This window comes from Daejeonella sp. (assembly GCF_049655485.1).
In the GTDB taxonomy this organism is placed as follows: Bacteria; Bacteroidota; Bacteroidia; order Sphingobacteriales; family Sphingobacteriaceae; genus Daejeonella.
Genome location: NZ_JBASJU010000067.1, coordinates 1 through 17,196, shown reverse-complemented (window position 1 = coordinate 17,196; position 17,196 = coordinate 1). Strand labels below are relative to the sequence as shown.

General features: G+C 39.9%; 12 protein-coding genes and 1 tRNA gene. 8 read left to right on the top strand and 5 right to left on the bottom strand.

Features of this window, described 5'->3' with window-relative positions; translation table 11 throughout:
• The first annotated feature begins 125 nt into the window (after positions 1-125).
• The 6 genes from WBJ10_RS03055 (at position 126) to WBJ10_RS03030 (ending at position 5,088) form a co-directional block, all read left to right on the top strand.
• Positions 126-199: transfer RNA gene (locus WBJ10_RS03055), tRNA-Gln, on the top strand.
• A 93-nt stretch (positions 200-292) separates the two neighbouring features.
• On the top strand, positions 293-1,237 hold the full coding sequence (locus WBJ10_RS03050) for a ribose-phosphate pyrophosphokinase (RefSeq protein ID WP_424288083.1): 945 nt from the start codon (positions 293-295) through the stop codon (positions 1,235-1,237).
• A gap of 161 nt (positions 1,238-1,398) precedes the next feature.
• Entirely contained in the window at positions 1,399-1,974 is a 576-nt protein-coding gene (locus tag WBJ10_RS03045) for a 50S ribosomal protein L25/general stress protein Ctc (RefSeq protein ID WP_424288082.1), read from the top strand.
• Between the two features lie 91 nt (positions 1,975-2,065).
• On the top strand, positions 2,066-2,626 hold the full coding sequence (gene pth / locus WBJ10_RS03040; protein ID WP_424288081.1) for an aminoacyl-tRNA hydrolase: 561 nt from the start codon (positions 2,066-2,068) through the stop codon (positions 2,624-2,626).
• Positions 2,627-2,666: 40 nt separating this feature from the next.
• The gene (locus WBJ10_RS03035) at positions 2,667-3,017 is read left to right on the top strand and encodes an ArsC family reductase (protein WP_424288080.1); all 351 of its coding nucleotides are present in this window, start codon (positions 2,667-2,669) and stop codon (positions 3,015-3,017) included.
• A 61-nt stretch (positions 3,018-3,078) separates the two neighbouring features.
• The gene (locus WBJ10_RS03030) at positions 3,079-5,088 is read left to right on the top strand and encodes a M1 family metallopeptidase (protein WP_424288079.1); all 2,010 of its coding nucleotides are present in this window, start codon (positions 3,079-3,081) and stop codon (positions 5,086-5,088) included.
• A 52-nt stretch (positions 5,089-5,140) separates the two neighbouring features.
• Here WBJ10_RS03030 and WBJ10_RS03025 read toward each other — a convergent pair whose 3' ends face one another.
• From WBJ10_RS03025 to WBJ10_RS03005, 5 genes are all read right to left on the bottom strand, one after another.
• Entirely contained in the window at positions 5,141-5,431 is a 291-nt protein-coding gene (locus WBJ10_RS03025) for a hypothetical protein (protein WP_424288078.1), read from the bottom strand.
• Positions 5,432-5,547: 116 nt separating this feature from the next.
• Entirely contained in the window at positions 5,548-7,995 is a 2,448-nt protein-coding gene (locus WBJ10_RS03020; RefSeq protein WP_424288077.1) for an HRDC domain-containing protein, read from the bottom strand.
• A 209-nt stretch (positions 7,996-8,204) separates the two neighbouring features.
• Positions 8,205-9,605, bottom strand: a complete 1,401-nt coding sequence (gene uxaC, locus WBJ10_RS03015; RefSeq protein WP_424288076.1) for a glucuronate isomerase — start codon at positions 9,603-9,605, stop codon at positions 8,205-8,207.
• 145 nt (positions 9,606-9,750) lie between these two features.
• A complete protein-coding gene (locus WBJ10_RS03010) occupies positions 9,751-11,271 on the bottom strand; it encodes a tagaturonate reductase (RefSeq protein ID WP_424288075.1) in 1,521 nt (506 codons plus the stop codon).
• A 285-nt stretch (positions 11,272-11,556) separates the two neighbouring features.
• A complete protein-coding gene (locus WBJ10_RS03005; RefSeq protein ID WP_424288074.1) occupies positions 11,557-12,600 on the bottom strand; it encodes a LacI family DNA-binding transcriptional regulator in 1,044 nt (347 codons plus the stop codon).
• A gap of 462 nt (positions 12,601-13,062) precedes the next feature.
• Here WBJ10_RS03005 and WBJ10_RS03000 point away from each other — a divergent pair, with 462 nt between their 5' ends.
• Together WBJ10_RS03000 and WBJ10_RS02995 are read left to right on the top strand one after the other, a co-directional pair.
• On the top strand, positions 13,063-16,176 hold the full coding sequence (locus WBJ10_RS03000; protein ID WP_424288073.1) for a SusC/RagA family TonB-linked outer membrane protein: 3,114 nt from the start codon (positions 13,063-13,065) through the stop codon (positions 16,174-16,176).
• 17 nt (positions 16,177-16,193) lie between these two features.
• Positions 16,194-17,196: RagB/SusD family nutrient uptake outer membrane protein (locus tag WBJ10_RS02995; protein WP_424288072.1), on the top strand; the 1,003-nt coding region annotated here is incomplete at its 3' end.

The window sequence follows — 17,196 nt, the reverse complement described above, 5'->3', positions numbered from 1 at the left end:
TCAGACCTCCGACTTCAGACCTCCGACTTCGGTTCTTACAAAAAATCAATTTTTCATTTGCACTTTAAATTATATCAAGCTATATTTGCATTCCATTTCAAAAAGACCTTCTTTTTGATTTTGATTGCCCGATAGTATAATGGTAGTACGACTGTTTTTGGTGCAGTTTGTCTAGGTTCGAATCCTGGTCGGGCAACCATAGAATTTCGAGTTTCGGAATTACATTAATAATATGGCCTTCAGGCCAGACATATTGAATATCTGTTTTTAATCATCGATATCCGAAACAAAAATGCCCTTATCCTTTAATCCGATCAAATTATTTGCCGGTTCTGGTACCGTTGACCTGGCTACGAAAATAGCAGCCTCATATGGTAAAAGCTTAGGCGATGTGGTACTTTCGAGGTTTAGTGATGGCGAATTTCAGCCCCATTTTAACGAGTCAGTTCGAGGTTGTGATGTCTTCCTTATTCAGTCAACCAACCAGCCCAACGATAACCTGGTGGAGTTGCTGTTGATGACTGATGCAGCGAAGAGGGCTTCTGCGCATTATATTACTGTGGTCGTTCCTTATTTTGGATTAGCAAGGCAGGATAGAAAGGATAAGCCAAGGGTTGCTATTGGAGCGAAATTGATGGCAAACTTAATTACCGCGGCTGGAGCGCATAGAATTATGACTATGGACTTGCATGCTGCTCAAATACAAGGATTTTTTGACATCCCTGTAGACCATCTGGACGCTTCTGTGATCTTTGTTCCGCATATCAAAAGTCTTGACCTTCCAAATTTGACCATAGCATCGCCAGATATGGGTGGATCCTATAGGGCGAGGACTTTCGCAAAGTACTTTAATGCAGAGGTTGTTATCTGTGATAAACAGAGAAAAAGAGCAAACGAGATCGAATCTATGTCAATTATAGGTGATGTCGAGGGAAGAGACGTTGTATTGATTGACGATATTTGCGACACTGCAAGAACATTAGCGAAAGCCGCTGAACTGATCATGGAAAATGGAGCTAATAGTGTGAGAGCAGTGTGTACTCATCCGGTCTTATCTGGAGATGCGTATAAAACTATTGAGAACTCAGCTTTAGCTGAAATGATCGTCACTGATACAATTGCTGCTAGAAAGACCAGTCCAAAGATTAAGGTACTTTCAACTGCTGATCTTTTTAGCAGAGCAATTGCAAATGTTAATGAACATGGATCAATGAGTGCTTTATTTAATATAGATTAAAAAAGAGTCAAGAACCAAGAACCAAGAATCAAGACTGTTGTGTCAATCAAGTGTGACGAAGACCTTGTGATTGGTGGGTAGGACGACAAAGATAATAAAGACGTTTTTAGGAGGTTGGGTATCCAACAACTAACAACCAATAACAAACAACAATAAATAATATGAAATCAATTGCTATTAGCGGTTCTCCGAGGGAGAACGTAGGGAAAAGAGACGCTAAAGAGCTGCGTTACGAAGGTAAAGTGCCTGCAGTTCTTTATGGTGGAAAAAATCAAATCCACTTTTCTGTGTCTGCATCTGATTTGAGAGGTTTGGTGTATACACCAGAAGTTTCATTCGTTGCGCTGGAAGTAGATGGTGTGAAAACACAGGCTATTATCCAGGATGTACATTTTCATCCATTAACTGATCAGCCACTTCACGTGGACTTTTTAGAACTTGATGAGAAAAAACCTGTAGTAATGCAGATTCCTGTGAAACTTACAGGTACTTCACCAGGTGTTAAAATCGGTGGTAAATTAGTTCAAAAACTACGCAAGTTACGTGTAAAGGCTCTGCCGAAAGACATGCCTCAGTACGTAGAAGTAAGTATCGAAAAACTTGACGTAGGTAAATCAGTCGGAGTAGGGGAGTTGAAGTTTGATAATTTCAAGGTAACCAATAATGCTGAGGATACCATAGTTTCTGTAACGATGTCCCGTGCTTTGAAACAAGCAGAAAACGACGCGAAGAAATAAGTTATCTTAGGATATCTTTTAAAAGTCCCGGGCAATCCGGGACTTTTTTTTTATACAAACAGGCATATTATTTCTTCATATTTGAATTCGTATGAAATACCTTATTGTAGGATTAGGAAACATCGGACCTGAGTACGCAGATACGCGTCACAATATTGGGTTTATGATCGCTGATGAACTAGCCAAACAGGAGCATTCTTCTTTCTTTAATATGAGGCACGCTTACTACACTGAGTTTGGCCTTAAAGGAAGAAAAATTCATTTGATTAAACCGACCACCTATATGAACCTGAGTGGTAAGGCTCTTAATTATTGGATGCATGATTTAAAGGTACCTGTGGAAAATGTGTTGATTCTTGTTGATGAAATTGCTCTTCCGTTTGGTACTATAAGACTTAAGCCAAAAGGAAGTGCCGGAGGACATAATGGTTTAAAGAGTATAGAACTTGCCCTGGGTCATTCAGACTACTCCAGACTTCGGTTCGGGGTCGGGGATAATTATGCAAAAGGTCGGCAGGTTGATTATGTCTTAAGTGGCTTTGACTCTGATGAACAATCCGAGTTGCCAGGTTTAATCGACAGATCAGTTGAAATGATAAAGAGTTTTATAAGCGTAGGGCCTGAACTCACCATGACCCGTTTTAATAAGTAGCCTGATCTCAATCATTTGCAGTAATCTCTATATTTGTGCCATGAAGGTATACGGAATCAAAAATTGTAATACAGTTAAAAAGGCTCTTGACTGGCTAAAGGAGAACAACGTAGAGTATGAATTTCACGACTTTAAAAAGTTGGGTATTACGGATTCAAAGTTGGACGAATGGAGTTCGGAATTGGGTTGGGAAGCTCTTATTAATAAGCGGGGAACAACCTGGAAGCAACTCGACCCGGCAAGACAAATAGAAATCAACTCCAAATCTGAAGCTTTGAAACTAATGCAGGAAAAGACGAGCATTATAAAGCGTCCACTTATCGAAACGAATAAAGGAATACTGCTTGGTTTCGATCAGGATGCTTATCAGACAGCGTTTACGATAGCTTAATTGGCTGGAGAATCGCTCATGTATAATTAATTCCTTAATTTGTCCCTTTAAATTTATTCCGATGGGCAGATTAAAAATCTTTACACTGGCGTTGATATTGTTCAGCGCGGTATACGACGCTATTTCTCAACAAACAACAACAACTGGGCAGAACCTTCCCGCCCAGCCTGCCAGCAAATATGACTATCATGATGCTTTTGGGCCTATTTTTTATACTAAAAACGGAAATGACGTCCGATCAGCAAGCGGACAGCCAGGACCTAAATACTGGCAAAACCGGGCAGATTATAAGTTATCTATTCGTCTGAACCCACAAACAAATGAGATTTCGGGAACCGAGATATTAACCTACACGAATAATAGCCCGGATAAGATGTCATTTATCTGGATGCAGCTCGATCAAAATTTATTTAAGGAAGATTCTAGAGGTCACGCCCTGGTTCCTCCAGGAGGGAGCCGGAGCGGATCTCATGGGCAGAAATTTGATGCAGGATATAAAATAAAATCAATTAGAATTATAGAGACGTTAAGTGGTAAATCTGTCGAAAAAGATCCTGAATATTTTATTGAAGGCACCCGTATGCAAATCTATCTTCCCTCTGAGCTTGCCGCATCAGGAGGAAAATTGCAACTAAAAATAGAGTATTCATTTGTTTCGCCCCAATACGGATCTGATCGTATGGGTATTCTTGATACAAAAAACGGAAAGATATTCTCAGTCGCACAGTTTTATCCAAGAATGTGTGTTTATGATGATGTGTCAGGATGGAATACCATCCCTTATATAGGCCCTAGTGAATTTTACCTCGATTATGGCGATTATGAAATAAACGTAACAGTTCCGTCAAACCATATCGTGGTGAGCTCAGGTGAACTAATCAATCCTAAAGAGGTTTATACTTCGGAACAGCAACAGCGATGGGCCGCGGCTTCTCAAAGTGATAAAACTGTAATGATCAGGTCAGCATCCGAAGTTACAAATGTAAATTCCCGACCTGTAGGTAAGGAAGAACTAACCTGGAAGTTTGTTCTGAAGAATGCCCGGGATGCTGCGTTTGCGACTTCTGCAGCATTTATTATCGATGCAGCGAGAATAAATCTCCCAAGCGGAAAAAAATCGATGGCTATTTCTGCTTATCCTGTCGAAAGTGATGGTCCTGATGCATGGGGCCGCTCTACTGAATACAACAAAGCATCAAATGAGTTTAATTCGAAGAAATGGCTGGAATACCCCTATCCAACTGCGACCAATGTGGCATCGAATGTGGGCGGAATGGAGTATCCGGGAATCGTGTTTTGTGGCGCAACTGCAAAAAGTGTCGGTTTATGGGGCGTTACAGACCACGAATTCGGGCATACCTGGTTTCCGATGATCGTTGGTTCGAACGAACGAATCCATGCCTGGATGGATGAGGGATTCACGACCTTTATAAACTCAATTACCAATGATCAGTTTAATAATGGGGAGTATAAATCAAAGCCTTATGATTGGCATGCTTATGGAAAATTGCTCACCAATCCCGCTTTCGAACCCGTTATGAGCAGTCCTGATAATATGAAGGAATCCAGTATTGGATATCTCGCTTATTATAAGCCAGCCGCTGGGCTTATACTCCTCCGCGAACAAATCGTAGGTCAGGAACGCTTTGATCGGGCTTTTAAGGAATATATCCGACGTTGGGCTTACAAACATCCGACACCAGATGACTTTTTTAGGACGATAGAAAATGTAACCAGTGAAAATCTTGCATGGTTCTGGCGTGGGTGGTTCTTTAATAATTGGAAACTGGACCAGGCCGTGGCTGGTGTTACATATGTTAAGAATGACCCGAAACAGGGTGCGTACATTACCTTGGATAACCTTGAGAAAATGGCGATGCCCACAATCCTCCAAATCGAAACGAAAAGCGGCAAAATCGACAGAATTAAATTGCCTGTTGAAGTATGGCAACGAAATGTAAGATTTACATTCCTTTATCCGTCCAACGAAGAAATTAAGACTGTGATTTCGGATCCGGATAAGGTAATGCCTGACTCTAATTCTGCTAATAATACCTGGACGGCAAACTAGTATAGCTTAAACAGAAGAAAATGCGTACAAGCTTTTTGTACACATTTCATATTTAGAAAATATTGATTATTCGCCGGGCCTGACGCTGGATTTTCCGTGATTTCTTGATGCTGGATCGATCAGTTTTACCTTTTCGATACACTCTGGCGACCTTTCTTACAGCTTTTTTGATTTTTCTTTTCTTTACTCTTTTGTTTCGGGCTGAACTATGACTTAAGCTTTTACCGAATACCAGACTAATAACGCTGTTAGAAAGTGGGCTGGCAGAAGTTACACTTCTTGCTTCAGGCATTACAGCGGCAATAAGGAAGACCAACATGAGAGAGAATATTTTCTTTTTCATAACATTTGATTTGGCTTAATACTGGGTTTTCTATCGTGTTTTAATATGACGCAGTACTAGAAGCTTACGTTGCATTATTATAAAAATTTTCCCCGAGTATACCTACTGCTAGCTTTCTAAGATTCTTGATTCTGGATATACTGGAGATGGTTCATTACCGCCTTTAATTCGGCATATGAGGTACTTTCGCCAAGTTCGTTTTTAGTTTCGGAAGTTGATTTTCCAGGGTTTTGAACGATATATGCCATTATTCGAGCTACTTTAATTTTGGGAACTAAGTCAAAAACAGAGATTTCACCTGTTATTATATAATTACCCAGATGTGATTCGATTGTGCCCGTTGTAAGACTTCGCGCTACAGCAATATCTGAAATGGTTTTTCCGGACCTGAAAAGGTCGAAAGAAACTTTTTTGGTGTCCGGCTTTACCCGGATTTGTTTAATCGGTATGTCGAGTGTTCCCCGTTCAACCCCATTATCCCTGCAATATGAACCGATGATTTCTAGAATATCCTCACCAAATTGCTTGACCTTCATTTTTCCAATGCCATTTATGGTTTCCAGTTCTGACATTGTGGAAGGAAGGATTTTTACTAGTTCCAGGATTGATTTCTGAGCAAGGATCAGGTAGACAGGTGCATTTTTTTCAGCCGCAAGTTCATCTCTCCATTTTTTAAGGGAATTATACAAGCCGGGATGGGTAATGCCTTTCGATACAGCTGTTGTCGGAGTTTTATTTATTCTCGTGACTGATTGATCAATCTCTGCATCAGCTTTCGTCCTGAGGTAGGAAGATGTGAAAAAACCGCCCGAGCACAGTTTCATTAGAGCTAGTTTCACATTTACCTCTTTCGACAATCCTTCAGCTATTTCGTCTAAAGTTGTTTTGACAGCTTTATTATCTGTATCAGTATTAAATTTCAGTAAATCTGATTTTAATTCTGCCGCTAATTTCCCTTGGAAATAGCTACTGGCTTTTTTAATTCTATCCTGAAGCTCGGAATTCTCTTCGGGCAGGGAATTTTCACCAAGCATGCTTTTTATTTGACGTTTAAATGTTTCAGCTACTTCAAAAATGTTCTTATCAAAAGCACTTTTTAGTTCTGAAAGTGAATTATTGAAGCCAGGATCCAGAATGGTATGGTGGTCTTCATAAAGTTTTCTTAATTGAAAGAAATAACCTTTTACACCGGTAAAATCAAACAGTTCGAAAAGCAAATCTTGCTGAAATGCAATTTTTGCATCATTAAGATCTTGTTCATTTGGTTGGTTTTCATTGGCGTTTCTGCTATACTCCGCCACTGTTCCATCTGTCTTAACGCTATTAAATGCTATAGGCGAGCGTAAAACCATCCCTTCAAAACTCTTACAACGACTTAATGCAACATATACCTGCCCGTGGGCAAAAGCCAGGTTTGCATCTATAATTGCTTTTTCAAATGTTAAGCCCTGGCTTTTATGTATAGTAATTGCCCAGGCAAGTTTTAGGGGATGTTGGGTAAATGTGCCAATTATCGTTTCCTTAACTTCTTTAGTCTGTGGGTCTAGCGCATATTTAATATTAGTCCATTCGACCGGCGTTACCGCTATTTCTGAAAAATCACCCGGACATTTTACGAAAATGGTGTCACCATCGATATTGATGACAATACCTATCTTGCCATTGTAATATAAGCGGTCGCGTGACGAGTCGTTTTTCACAAACATAACTTGTGCTCCTGTTTTTATTTCGAGTTCAGGAACAGTGGGATAGGAATATTCCGGGAAATCATCCTGGATATGTGCTGTAAAGATCTTTCCCGGTTTTTCTATTTCCGAAAGTTTTATTTCATTTATGTCGCTGGCCGTTTTGTTATGGGTAGTTAGTATTATATAACCTTCGTCATCGCGGGGATGAAAATCGGGGATGTATCTCTCATTGAGCTTGTTCAGTACGTTTTGGTCAATTTCATTTTTCCTGACACTGTTCAGGAGGTCTATGAATTTACCATCAGCCTGTCGGTAGATGTGTTTCAGTTCAACACTAACGGGCTTGGTGTTACTTAAAGCCCTGCTGCTAAAAAAAAACATGTTCGGATAATAGTCTTTCAAAAGATACCAGTCTTCCTCCTTTACAACCGGTGAAAGTTGATGCAAGTCTCCGATCATTAAAAGTTGAACGCCACCAAATGGCTTGTCATGGTGTCTATAGCGTCTTAGTACCTCGTCTATATGGTCTAGTGTGTCGGCTCTGACCATGCTAATCTCGTCAATTACAAGCAGATCGAGACTTTTTATAAGGTTTATTTTATCCTTATTGAAGCGTTTATGCTGACCATTTTTATTAGAAGTTTCCGGGATATAGGGCCCAAAAGGAAGCTGAAAAAAAGAGTTTATTGTAACGCCGCCAGCGTTGATAGCAGCTACCCCTGTAGGTGCAACAACAGTCATGCGTTTTGGAGATTCCTTTTTGAGATTATGCAAAAAGGTAGTCTTTCCAGTACCAGCTTTGCCAGTGAGAAAAATGTTCCTGTTCGTATATTGTACGAAGTTAAAAGCCAGTTCTAGCTGGGCATTATCTTCCATGCTATTCAATTAGTTGATGCCGGCTGCAAGATAAAAATTAAATTTCAGGGATAGGGTCGTACTGCCATTTGCTAGTCAGCTCATACCGTTCACACTTCGAAATCCTGGATATAGAAGCGTAATGAATTTCCTGAAATTTTATTCCACGGCTTTTAAAAACCAGGATGGAATTAATTTAATTCGTCTGGCATTAATTGATCAGCTGCATTTCAGAAATTAAAATAGGTTTTGGCATTATTATAACTTATATCCTGAACCGTTTTGCCTAACCAGTTTATATCAGCCGGAAGTTCCCCATTTTCTACGTCTTTCCCGATCAAATTGCATAATATTCGTCTGAAGTATTCATGGCGGGGATATGATAAAAAGCTTCTGGAATCAGTAATCATTCCAATAAAACGGCTTAATAAACCCATGTTAGATAGCGTATCAAGTTGTTTGACCATTCCATCTTTCTGATCAAGGAACCACCATGCAGAGCCAAACTGGATCTTGCCCGCAACCGATCCGTCGTTGAAATTACCTATCATGCTGGCAATCATCTCATTGTCCGCAGGATTCAAATTGTAAAGTATTGTTTTTGCCAGGTGATCTTCCTGATCAAGTTTATTAAGAAACTTGGAAAGAGACCTTGCCTGACTAAAGTCTCCAATCGAGTCCCAGCCGGTATCCGGGCCTAGTTCCTTAAGTTTTCGGGTATTATTGCCTCTCAGCGCACCTAAGTGATATTGCTGAACCCAGCCCTTTTCGTGATCCCACAAGGCAAATTCAAACAGCAAAGCCGACTTGAATTTCAAGGCTTCTGCTGGGCTTACTGTTCTCCCTATTCTTAAAGAATTGAAAATATTTTTGATCTCCTGTTCGGTATAATCCTCAGCAAAAATATATTCAAGTCCATGATCAGAAACCGAGCAGCCGTTCTCCGCGAAATAATCATGGCGGCTCTTAAGGGCCTTTAGATAATCCTCGTAATTGCTTACAGAAATTCCGCTAACCTCTTCCAGTTTTTTTATATAATTCGTGAGTTCCTGAGGATCGTCTGCATTCATCGCTTTATCAGGACGAAAAGCTGGGAGCACTTTAATTTCAAAGTTATCACTTTTCAACTTTTGATGATGCTCCAGTGAATCGATGGGATCGTCCGTGGTACATACGTTCACTACATTCATTTTCCTTAATAAATTCCTTACAGAAAATTCGGGGGTTTGCAGCTTTTGTGTGCAATGGGCATAAATATCCATTGCATTGTCACCGGATAAAATCTCGTTAACATTAAAATACCTTTGTAGCTCTAAATGTGTCCAGTGATACAAGGGATTTCTTAAAGTATAGGGCACTGTCTCTGCCCATTTTTGGAATTTATCTGAATCGCTTTTATCACCGGTGCAGTAGGCTTCATCAATCCCGTTTGTGCGCATCGCACGCCATTTATAATGGTCGCCATAAAGCCAGACTCGGGTTATATTTTCAAACTGAGTATCTTCTGCTATCTGATCGGGGGGGAGATGGCAATGATAATCAATAATGGGCATCTCCTTGGCAAAATCGTGGTAAAGTTGCTGAGCGGTTTTGGTTTGGAGTAGAAAATTTTCATCTAAAAACTTTTTCATTCTGGCGTTTCTTTATTGTTAATATTTTAACGGAAAATTCAGTGTTTCAACTTCGGCATTTGTCATATGGCCCCTTTTCTAAGGTCGGCTAATGCAACTAAACCAAATATCGTCTCGGTGAATATTAGGGAAAGCAGGTTTCACTTCATGCAGGTAATTCCTTTGTATCTAACCTGCCAAGCGCTTCCAGCACTCCATTTTTCATTATGTCTTCTAAATAAATGATAACAGCTTCGGCGAATCCTGGGAATTGCGAAAGCTCTGTTTGCCATATATCCTGATCAGTGAAGAGTTCGGTCACTAAGTTTTTAATTTGTTTGTTTTGCCAATACTTAAAGAACAAAGGTGCTTTATCATCATCAATGAGATACTTGTCTCCATTGAGTTCACCATAATAAGAGCCATGTTCAAACAGAGTAACTCTCATAAAGAGGATGTAAGCAGCAAATCCGAAAGCTATACGGTGTGGCGCTTGGCCGAACAACTCGTAATATCTTTTCAAAACAGGTAACACTCTCATTGAGACCTTGGCTGTATAATTGGTACAGATAGTTTGCCAATAGTGTTCAATATGGGGATTCCTGAACCTGTCAATCACATCGTTGCTGAATTCAATAGCTTTTTCGGCAGGCACAGGATATGGAATAGCTCCTGAAATTTCTTTGAGCATCAAATTGGAAATAAAAAATGACACTGCTACATTATCCATAGCGTCTTTTACAGTTTTAATTCCTGCCAGAAAAGCGAGTCCACAACTTAATGTATGGGTTCCATTGAGCAGCCGTAATTTCAGCTCCCGGTAGATCTCGATATCAGGAGAAATAATAATGCCTGGGTCTGCTGAGGCGAAGGAAAGTACATTTTTTACATGTTCATCCCCTTCAATCGCCCATAATTTGTAGACTTCCGCTACGATTGTCAGTTCATCTTCATATAGGACGGCTGGGGCTGACTGACTTTCAAGAGCACGAAGAGGTTTACCTGGGACAATCCTGTCAACCAGTGTGTTGCAAAAGTGGTTAGAATCCGTCAACCAGTTAATAAAATCTTGATCAAGTTCATTTTGCCGGGCAAGTTCAACAACTATTTCTTTTAATTTCCTGCCATTATCAGGGATAAGTTCGGTTGGTAATATAACCAGGCCCTTGGTCTTATCACCTGCAAAACGTTCATATCTTCTATGAAGCACAGCTAGTAGTTTACCTGGAAAAGAAATTGGAGGGCACTCCGTGATTTGGTCTTCCACGAGTTTGATCCCTATTTCGGTAGTGTTTGAAATTATTACTTCCAGGTCCGGGGTGCTGGCAAATTCCAGAATTTTATCCCATTCTCTTGATGCGTCGAGAACCCTGCTTATTGAAGAAGAAATTATATTTTCTTCTATTTTTTCCTGGTTAGCTATGCCCCGGACACAAATCGTATATAAACAGTTCTGTTGATCAAATTCCGATATTCCGCCTTTGCTGGTGGACTTGACCACAACTATTCTTCCATTAAAGATTCCCTGCCTGTTTGCTTTATCAATAAAATAATCCGGTAATCCACGAAGTAGAACCCCTGTTCCAAATTGCAGGACCTTTTCAGGCAATTCAAATATGTCCAAAGGTGGAACGGTGATATTTGAAGGCTGATCGAACTTAATTAAGTTTGCTTTATTGAGCTTCATGGAGGTTTACTTATCCCAGCATAAATGTAAAATAGAATTTGTTTAGTCCTTAGCCTATTGCTGCAACGAATTCGAGGTATAGCGGGACAGATTTTACAAAGAGGGCTGTTTGTTAAATGTGTATTGATAAGCAATCTTACACAGTTTTTAAATAAAAGCCATTAAGATCTATGAGAATAGTTATGCAAACGTTGCCGGAACATGTAATGGACGACCGCGTATTTTACTCAGGAAGTGAAGTGCATTTAATCGAAAATAAACCAGGTTCTTATAACTTTATAAAGTTCACCGGATTATTTGGGGTCCATTGAGAACATTAGCTTTATTTAAAAAAATTTCAGTATCGAATACCCTTTTTTCAAATTCAGTAACCGGATGTTTGCTCTCGATTAATTGTATGAGCATTTGTGTTGCAACCTGTCCCATTTCAAAGGCCGACTGCCTTACATAAGAAAATGATGGTTGCATCAATTCAATAACATCAGAATTGGAAAAACCTGCTATTCCAATTTCGCCTGGATCTATATTGAAATTTTTAATTGCCGTAAGGAAGCAAACACTAAGGCGGTCACTGGCAACAAACACCGCATCAGGCTTCTCTTCCATCTGTAAAAACGCTTTTACAACATCTTCAATTTCGTGCTGAAGCCTTCCTCCATGATGGCAATGTTTTACATAAGCCGGATTAAATTCAATGTTATATTTTTCCAGAGCCGCTTTATATCCGCTAAGCCGCTCTTTGGTTATAGATAACTGAGGGGAATTCGCAAGATGAGCTATTCTGGTTTTCCCAGCTTTGATTAAAGCTTCAGTTGCCTGGAAAGAGCCCTGGAAATTATTGGATGTTACTTTGTGGGTTTCTATTTCATCGATAATTCTGTCAAAAAACACAATGGGCAATCCTTTTTCATGCAGATCGGTTATGTGCGAAAAGTCTGCAGTTTCGGCTGCCATCGAAATTAATAAACCATCCACAGATCTGTTGGCCAGATGGTTCACATTCATAACCTCCCTTTCATAAGAGTCATGACTTTGCGAGATTATTACATTATAACCTTTTTCATAGGCTATCGATTCGATTCCATTAATTGTTTGGGAAAAGAAATTGTTAGACACTTCACACAAAACAACGCCGATTGAATAGCTTCGGCGATTCTTCAAACTTAAAGCAACGAGATTGCAGTTGTAGTTAATCTTCTTAGCATAATCGTTAACCTTTTGTTTGGTTTCCACACTAATCTCGTAACCATCTCTTAATGCCCTGGACACTGTTGAGGGAGATAGGCCTAATGCCGTTGCAATATCTTTTAAGGTTGCTGACTTGATCATTCGGATTTCCTTTAATATACGTTCCCTATTCCATTAATCTGCACTTTTGAGCTTGTTGACGCCCCGAGTTGAAGTATGAATATGAACTAATCAGTTTTTCGAAAGATAGTAATTCTGTTATTATAATATACGATGTAAATTCTTAAAGAAGTGATTTGGAATGATAAAAATTAATTCAAAACCGGAATTTGTAAGATTACTCCGGATAGAATTTCGTTTCACCAAATTAATCCGGCAACGATTGCATAAATTTTTATAGGTGTATCGTCTTATTTATAGAATTTACTTCTTAGACTTGTTTTACGAGAATATCTTCTAAGGGGAATTACATCTGTTTAGGAAACAAAAATTGCCAATTGTAAAATCATCTAATTTCTATTTATAACCAAATAAAGCACAACGCCTTTTGCAAGAACGACTGTGATTAGAGGTTTATTACTTAATAATTAAAAATCTGTTTATATGACAAAATTTTTACAAATCATGCAAAGAAAGCTTTGCTTTATTCTTTTTCTCATGATGTTTTGGCAAGCGACATCTGCAGCAGGTAAGGCATCAGAAACTCGCAATCTAGGGATTGCAACCCGAGCGGAGGAAGTCAAACTTTTGACATGGCCAATTACAGGGAAAGTAGTTTCAAACGGTGAACCCCTGCCAGGAGTCAGTGTTAGGTTAAAAGGGACAGATATGGGCACCACTACAGGAATGGATGGCAGCTATACCATAAATGTCCCGGAAAATGGTGGAACGTTAGTTTTCTCTTTTCTTGGATTTATTACTCAGGAAAAAACCTTTACAAGGGCGAGTACAATAAATGTCACATTAATTGAGGATTCGCAGGCATTAGATGAGGTTATGGTTGTAGGCTACGGTACACAAACGAAAAGCCAGGTTACCGGAGCAATTTCGTCTGTTTCTGCAAAAGAAATTTCCGAGTTGCCGATCACCAATGCCCAGCAGGCTTTGCAAGGTAGGGCTGCTGGTGTGGAAGTCTTATCTTCCGGTAATCGTCCGGGTGATGGTGTTAACGTTCGGATAAGAGGACGCCGATCATTTAATGCGGGGAATGACCCTTTATATGTGGTTGATGGAATTCCTCTTTCAGGTGGGATAAACGACATTAACCCTCAGGATATCCAGTCAATGGAGATACTGAAAGATGCTTCTTCGACGGCTATTTATGGATCCAGAGGCGCAAATGGGGTCATCATCATTACTACCAAAAAGGGAGTTCCTGGAAAAACCAGTATCAACTTTGATAGTTATTACGGGGTTTCCGAGCCAATCAGTCTTTATAATATCATGGACGGCCAGCAGTTCGCAGAATATAAGCGCGAATCACGCCGTGCAATCGGACAGTATAATGATGCAGATCCTGTTGCAGCAGATAAAGCTCTTTTTGAAGCTATAGAGCAGGAATCACTAGCCCTCGGTCGCAGCACTGACTATCAATCCTATATAAGTAAAACTGGTTCAATCCAAAACTATCAGCTGGGTATTTCAGGCGGAAGCGATAAAACCCGTTTTTCCGTATCATTTAATCATTTTTATGATGACGGGATACAAATTGGGCAGAACTTCAATCGCGATAATCTTCGTGTCAATTTAGATCAGCAAATAAACACTAAAGTTAAGTTTGGGGTGTCATTATTAACAAGTTTAAATAAGCAAAATATTGGCTCCAACCCATGGGGTGTTACTTTAAGAGAAAACCCGCTTGGTGTACCATTTGATCAAAGTGGCAATTTATTGTTCAGGAATACTTCAGATGGAGCACAGACGAATCCATTACTTGAAGTTCAGGAAAATGCCCTGATCGATGAAAACCGCCGTGCGCGAATCTTCGCCAGTATTTTTGGAGAATATAAAATATTGGATGGCTTGACTTATCGCTTGAATTTTGGTCCTGATTATTCTGTCCGCCGCTTCGGTCAGTTCCAGGCTAGCTTAACAAATGCCAGGGGTAATGGGACTGCCTTCGCACGGACCGATAATAATCAGCAATTCTCATATACTGTTGAGAATATTTTAAACTACAGTAAGAAATTTAATAAAGTTCACGACCTGAATGTTACAGGCTTATTTAGCGTTCAAAAGCAAAGAAATGAATTCTCAAGCATCAGGGCCAGTGGCTTACCTTACGAATACCAATTGTTTTATAAGCTGTCTTCTGCTCCAACCATTGAAGGTGTAGACAGTGATTTGAATGAAAGCGGATTATTATCCTACATGGGCCGTATTAATTATGGTTTCAAAGATAAGTACCTCTTAACTCTGACAACAAGAATCGATGGGTCTTCTAAGTTTGCGGGTGAAACCAGTTTGTTTGGTGATACCAAAAAATACGGTTTCTTTCCATCCGTAGCTCTCGCCTGGAGAATTAGCGAAGAACCTTTTATGAAAGATATCGGTGCCATTGAGAATTTGAAATTACGGGCCAGTTACGGGCTTACAGGGAATGAAGGAATTAATCCATATGCAACCCAGGGATCTTTAAGCCGGACAACGTACTCATTTGGCTCTACCGGAGCTTTCGGTTATCGACCAAATGCTCTGGTTAATGAGGACCTGCGCTGGGAGACAACTGCAAGTACTAACATCGGTCTTGATTTTGGACTGTTGAATAACCGAATTTCCGGATCCATGGAAGTTTATGAACAGGATACTTATGATCTGTTGATGCCGAGAAATTTACCCTTTACCAGTGGATTTGGAAGTGTATTACAGAATGTTGGTAAAAGCCGGAATAGAGGAATTGAATTCACCGTGTCGACGGTCAATATCGATAAGGGAGGTGATAATGGTTTTCAATGGACTACAGATTTCAATGTAAACAGTAATAAAGAAGAGATCGTTGAAATTTACAGTGGGAAAAAGGATGATGTGGGAAGCCTTTACTTCATAGGTCAGCCGTTAACCGTTTATTATGATTTTGAAAAATTGGGTATATGGCAAACAGATCAGGCCGCGGAGGCATTGAAGTATAAACAAAAGCCAGGTGAAATCCGGGTGAAAGATCAGAACAATGATGGTGTTATTAATGCACTTGATAGGATTATTCTCGGATCGGATATTCCGAAATGGTCGGGCGGATTTACTAATCGCTTCGCCTATAAAGGTGTTGACCTATCTGTATTCGTTTTCGCAAGACAAGGAAGCATGGTCCGGAGTAGTTTATACACTAGTGGTGTAATGGCGCTTGCGGGACGTTACAATAATCTAAATGTAGATTATTGGACCCCGAAAAATCCTACTAATGCTTTTCCGCGACCAAACCAAAATCAGGAAAACCCGCTATACAATAGCACACTATCTTATTTTGATGGATCATTCATTAAAGTACGAAACATTAGCCTGGGATATAACGTCCCTACGACCTTCACGAATAAGCTCAAATTGTCTACTTTGAGATTATATGCAAGTGCACAAAATCCGTTCATATTCTCGCAGTACGGAGATAATTTAGATCCGGAGCAGGCACGCGGCAGAAACAATAACCGTGAACAGACAAATGAAGTAGGTGTTGGTACGCCTTCAGTCCGTCAGTTTTTATTTGGATTGAATGCTAAATTTTAATTTAAAAGAATTATTCCATGAAGAAGATATTTTTATTGATGTGTGGATTGGCTTTAGTAAGTCAGTCGTGCAAGAAAGTACTTGAAGAAAACATTGTTTCTGACATAACACCGGAATACTATGAGTCAGCCGCTGGTTTTGAGGATGCGGTTAAAGCTTCTTATGAGCCGCTCCGCAGTTATTACGGTACACAAAGAGGCTTCACTCTAACTGTTTTCGGGACAGATACTTATACAAAAGGTGCTGATGGCAGTTATAAATATGTCAACGACTATACACCAAATCTTAATTCCCAGGTAGATTATATCAGGGATTTATGGAATGACTTTTACCGGGCAATTAATACAACAAACACAGTAATAGATCGCGCACCTGCAGCAAGTTTGCCGGATGCTTTGAAGGCTCAGCGTGTAGGAGAAGCAAGGTTTCTTCGCGCACATTATTATTTTATTCTGGTTCAAACCTTTGGGCCGATCCACTTGAGCTTAAAAGAAACTACTGGCGTTCAAACGACAGCAAGCCGGTCCCCGGTGAAAGCAGTATATGACGCGATAGTGGCTGATCTTGAAGCGGCTATTACTGCTTTACCTGTCAAGCAAAATAATTATGGAAGGGCTAGTAAAGCTGCAGCGGAACATATGCTTGCAAAAGTTTTATTGACCAGAGCAAGTATCCCGTCTGCTGCTAAAGCAGATGATTACCAAAGGTCTGCAGTTCTTGCCAAGAATGTTATTGCAAATTATGGTCTTAAATTACTGCCTGTGTTTGCTGATGTTTTTGATCAGGCTAAGCAAGAGCACTCTGAAGTAGTCTGGTCTGTCCAGTATACTAACGATCTATTAACTAACGGTGGCGGAAACAGCGGTCATTTGTATTTTCTAATGGAATATGATGCTGGAATCAAAGGTACGCAACGTGATGTGGCTAATGGCCGCCCCTTCAAACGCTTTAAACCAACAATGTATACTTTGGACTTGTTCGACCGTACGAAAGATTCAAGGTACAATGGATCATTTAAAT

What these genes read in the sequence shown, in the direction of transcription:
- WBJ10_RS03050 (WP_424288083.1), top strand. Translation starts at nt 293, where the DNA reads ATGCCCTTATCCTTTAATCCGATCAAATTATTTGCCGGTTCTGGTACC.
- WBJ10_RS03045 (WP_424288082.1), top strand. Translation starts at nt 1,399, where the DNA reads ATGAAATCAATTGCTATTAGCGGTTCTCCGAGGGAGAACGTAGGGAAA.
- pth (WP_424288081.1), top strand. Translation starts at nt 2,066, where the DNA reads ATGAAATACCTTATTGTAGGATTAGGAAACATCGGACCTGAGTACGCA.
- WBJ10_RS03035 (WP_424288080.1), top strand. Translation starts at nt 2,667, where the DNA reads ATGAAGGTATACGGAATCAAAAATTGTAATACAGTTAAAAAGGCTCTT.
- WBJ10_RS03030 (WP_424288079.1), top strand. Translation starts at nt 3,079, where the DNA reads ATGGGCAGATTAAAAATCTTTACACTGGCGTTGATATTGTTCAGCGCG.
- WBJ10_RS03025 (WP_424288078.1), bottom strand. Translation starts at nt 5,431, where the DNA reads ATGAAAAAGAAAATATTCTCTCTCATGTTGGTCTTCCTTATTGCCGCT.
- WBJ10_RS03020 (WP_424288077.1), bottom strand. Translation starts at nt 7,995, where the DNA reads ATGGAAGATAATGCCCAGCTAGAACTGGCTTTTAACTTCGTACAATAT.
- uxaC (WP_424288076.1), bottom strand. Translation starts at nt 9,605, where the DNA reads ATGAAAAAGTTTTTAGATGAAAATTTTCTACTCCAAACCAAAACCGCT.
- WBJ10_RS03010 (WP_424288075.1), bottom strand. Translation starts at nt 11,271, where the DNA reads ATGAAGCTCAATAAAGCAAACTTAATTAAGTTCGATCAGCCTTCAAAT.
- WBJ10_RS03005 (WP_424288074.1), bottom strand. Translation starts at nt 12,600, where the DNA reads ATGATCAAGTCAGCAACCTTAAAAGATATTGCAACGGCATTAGGCCTA.
- WBJ10_RS03000 (WP_424288073.1), top strand. Translation starts at nt 13,063, where the DNA reads ATGACAAAATTTTTACAAATCATGCAAAGAAAGCTTTGCTTTATTCTT.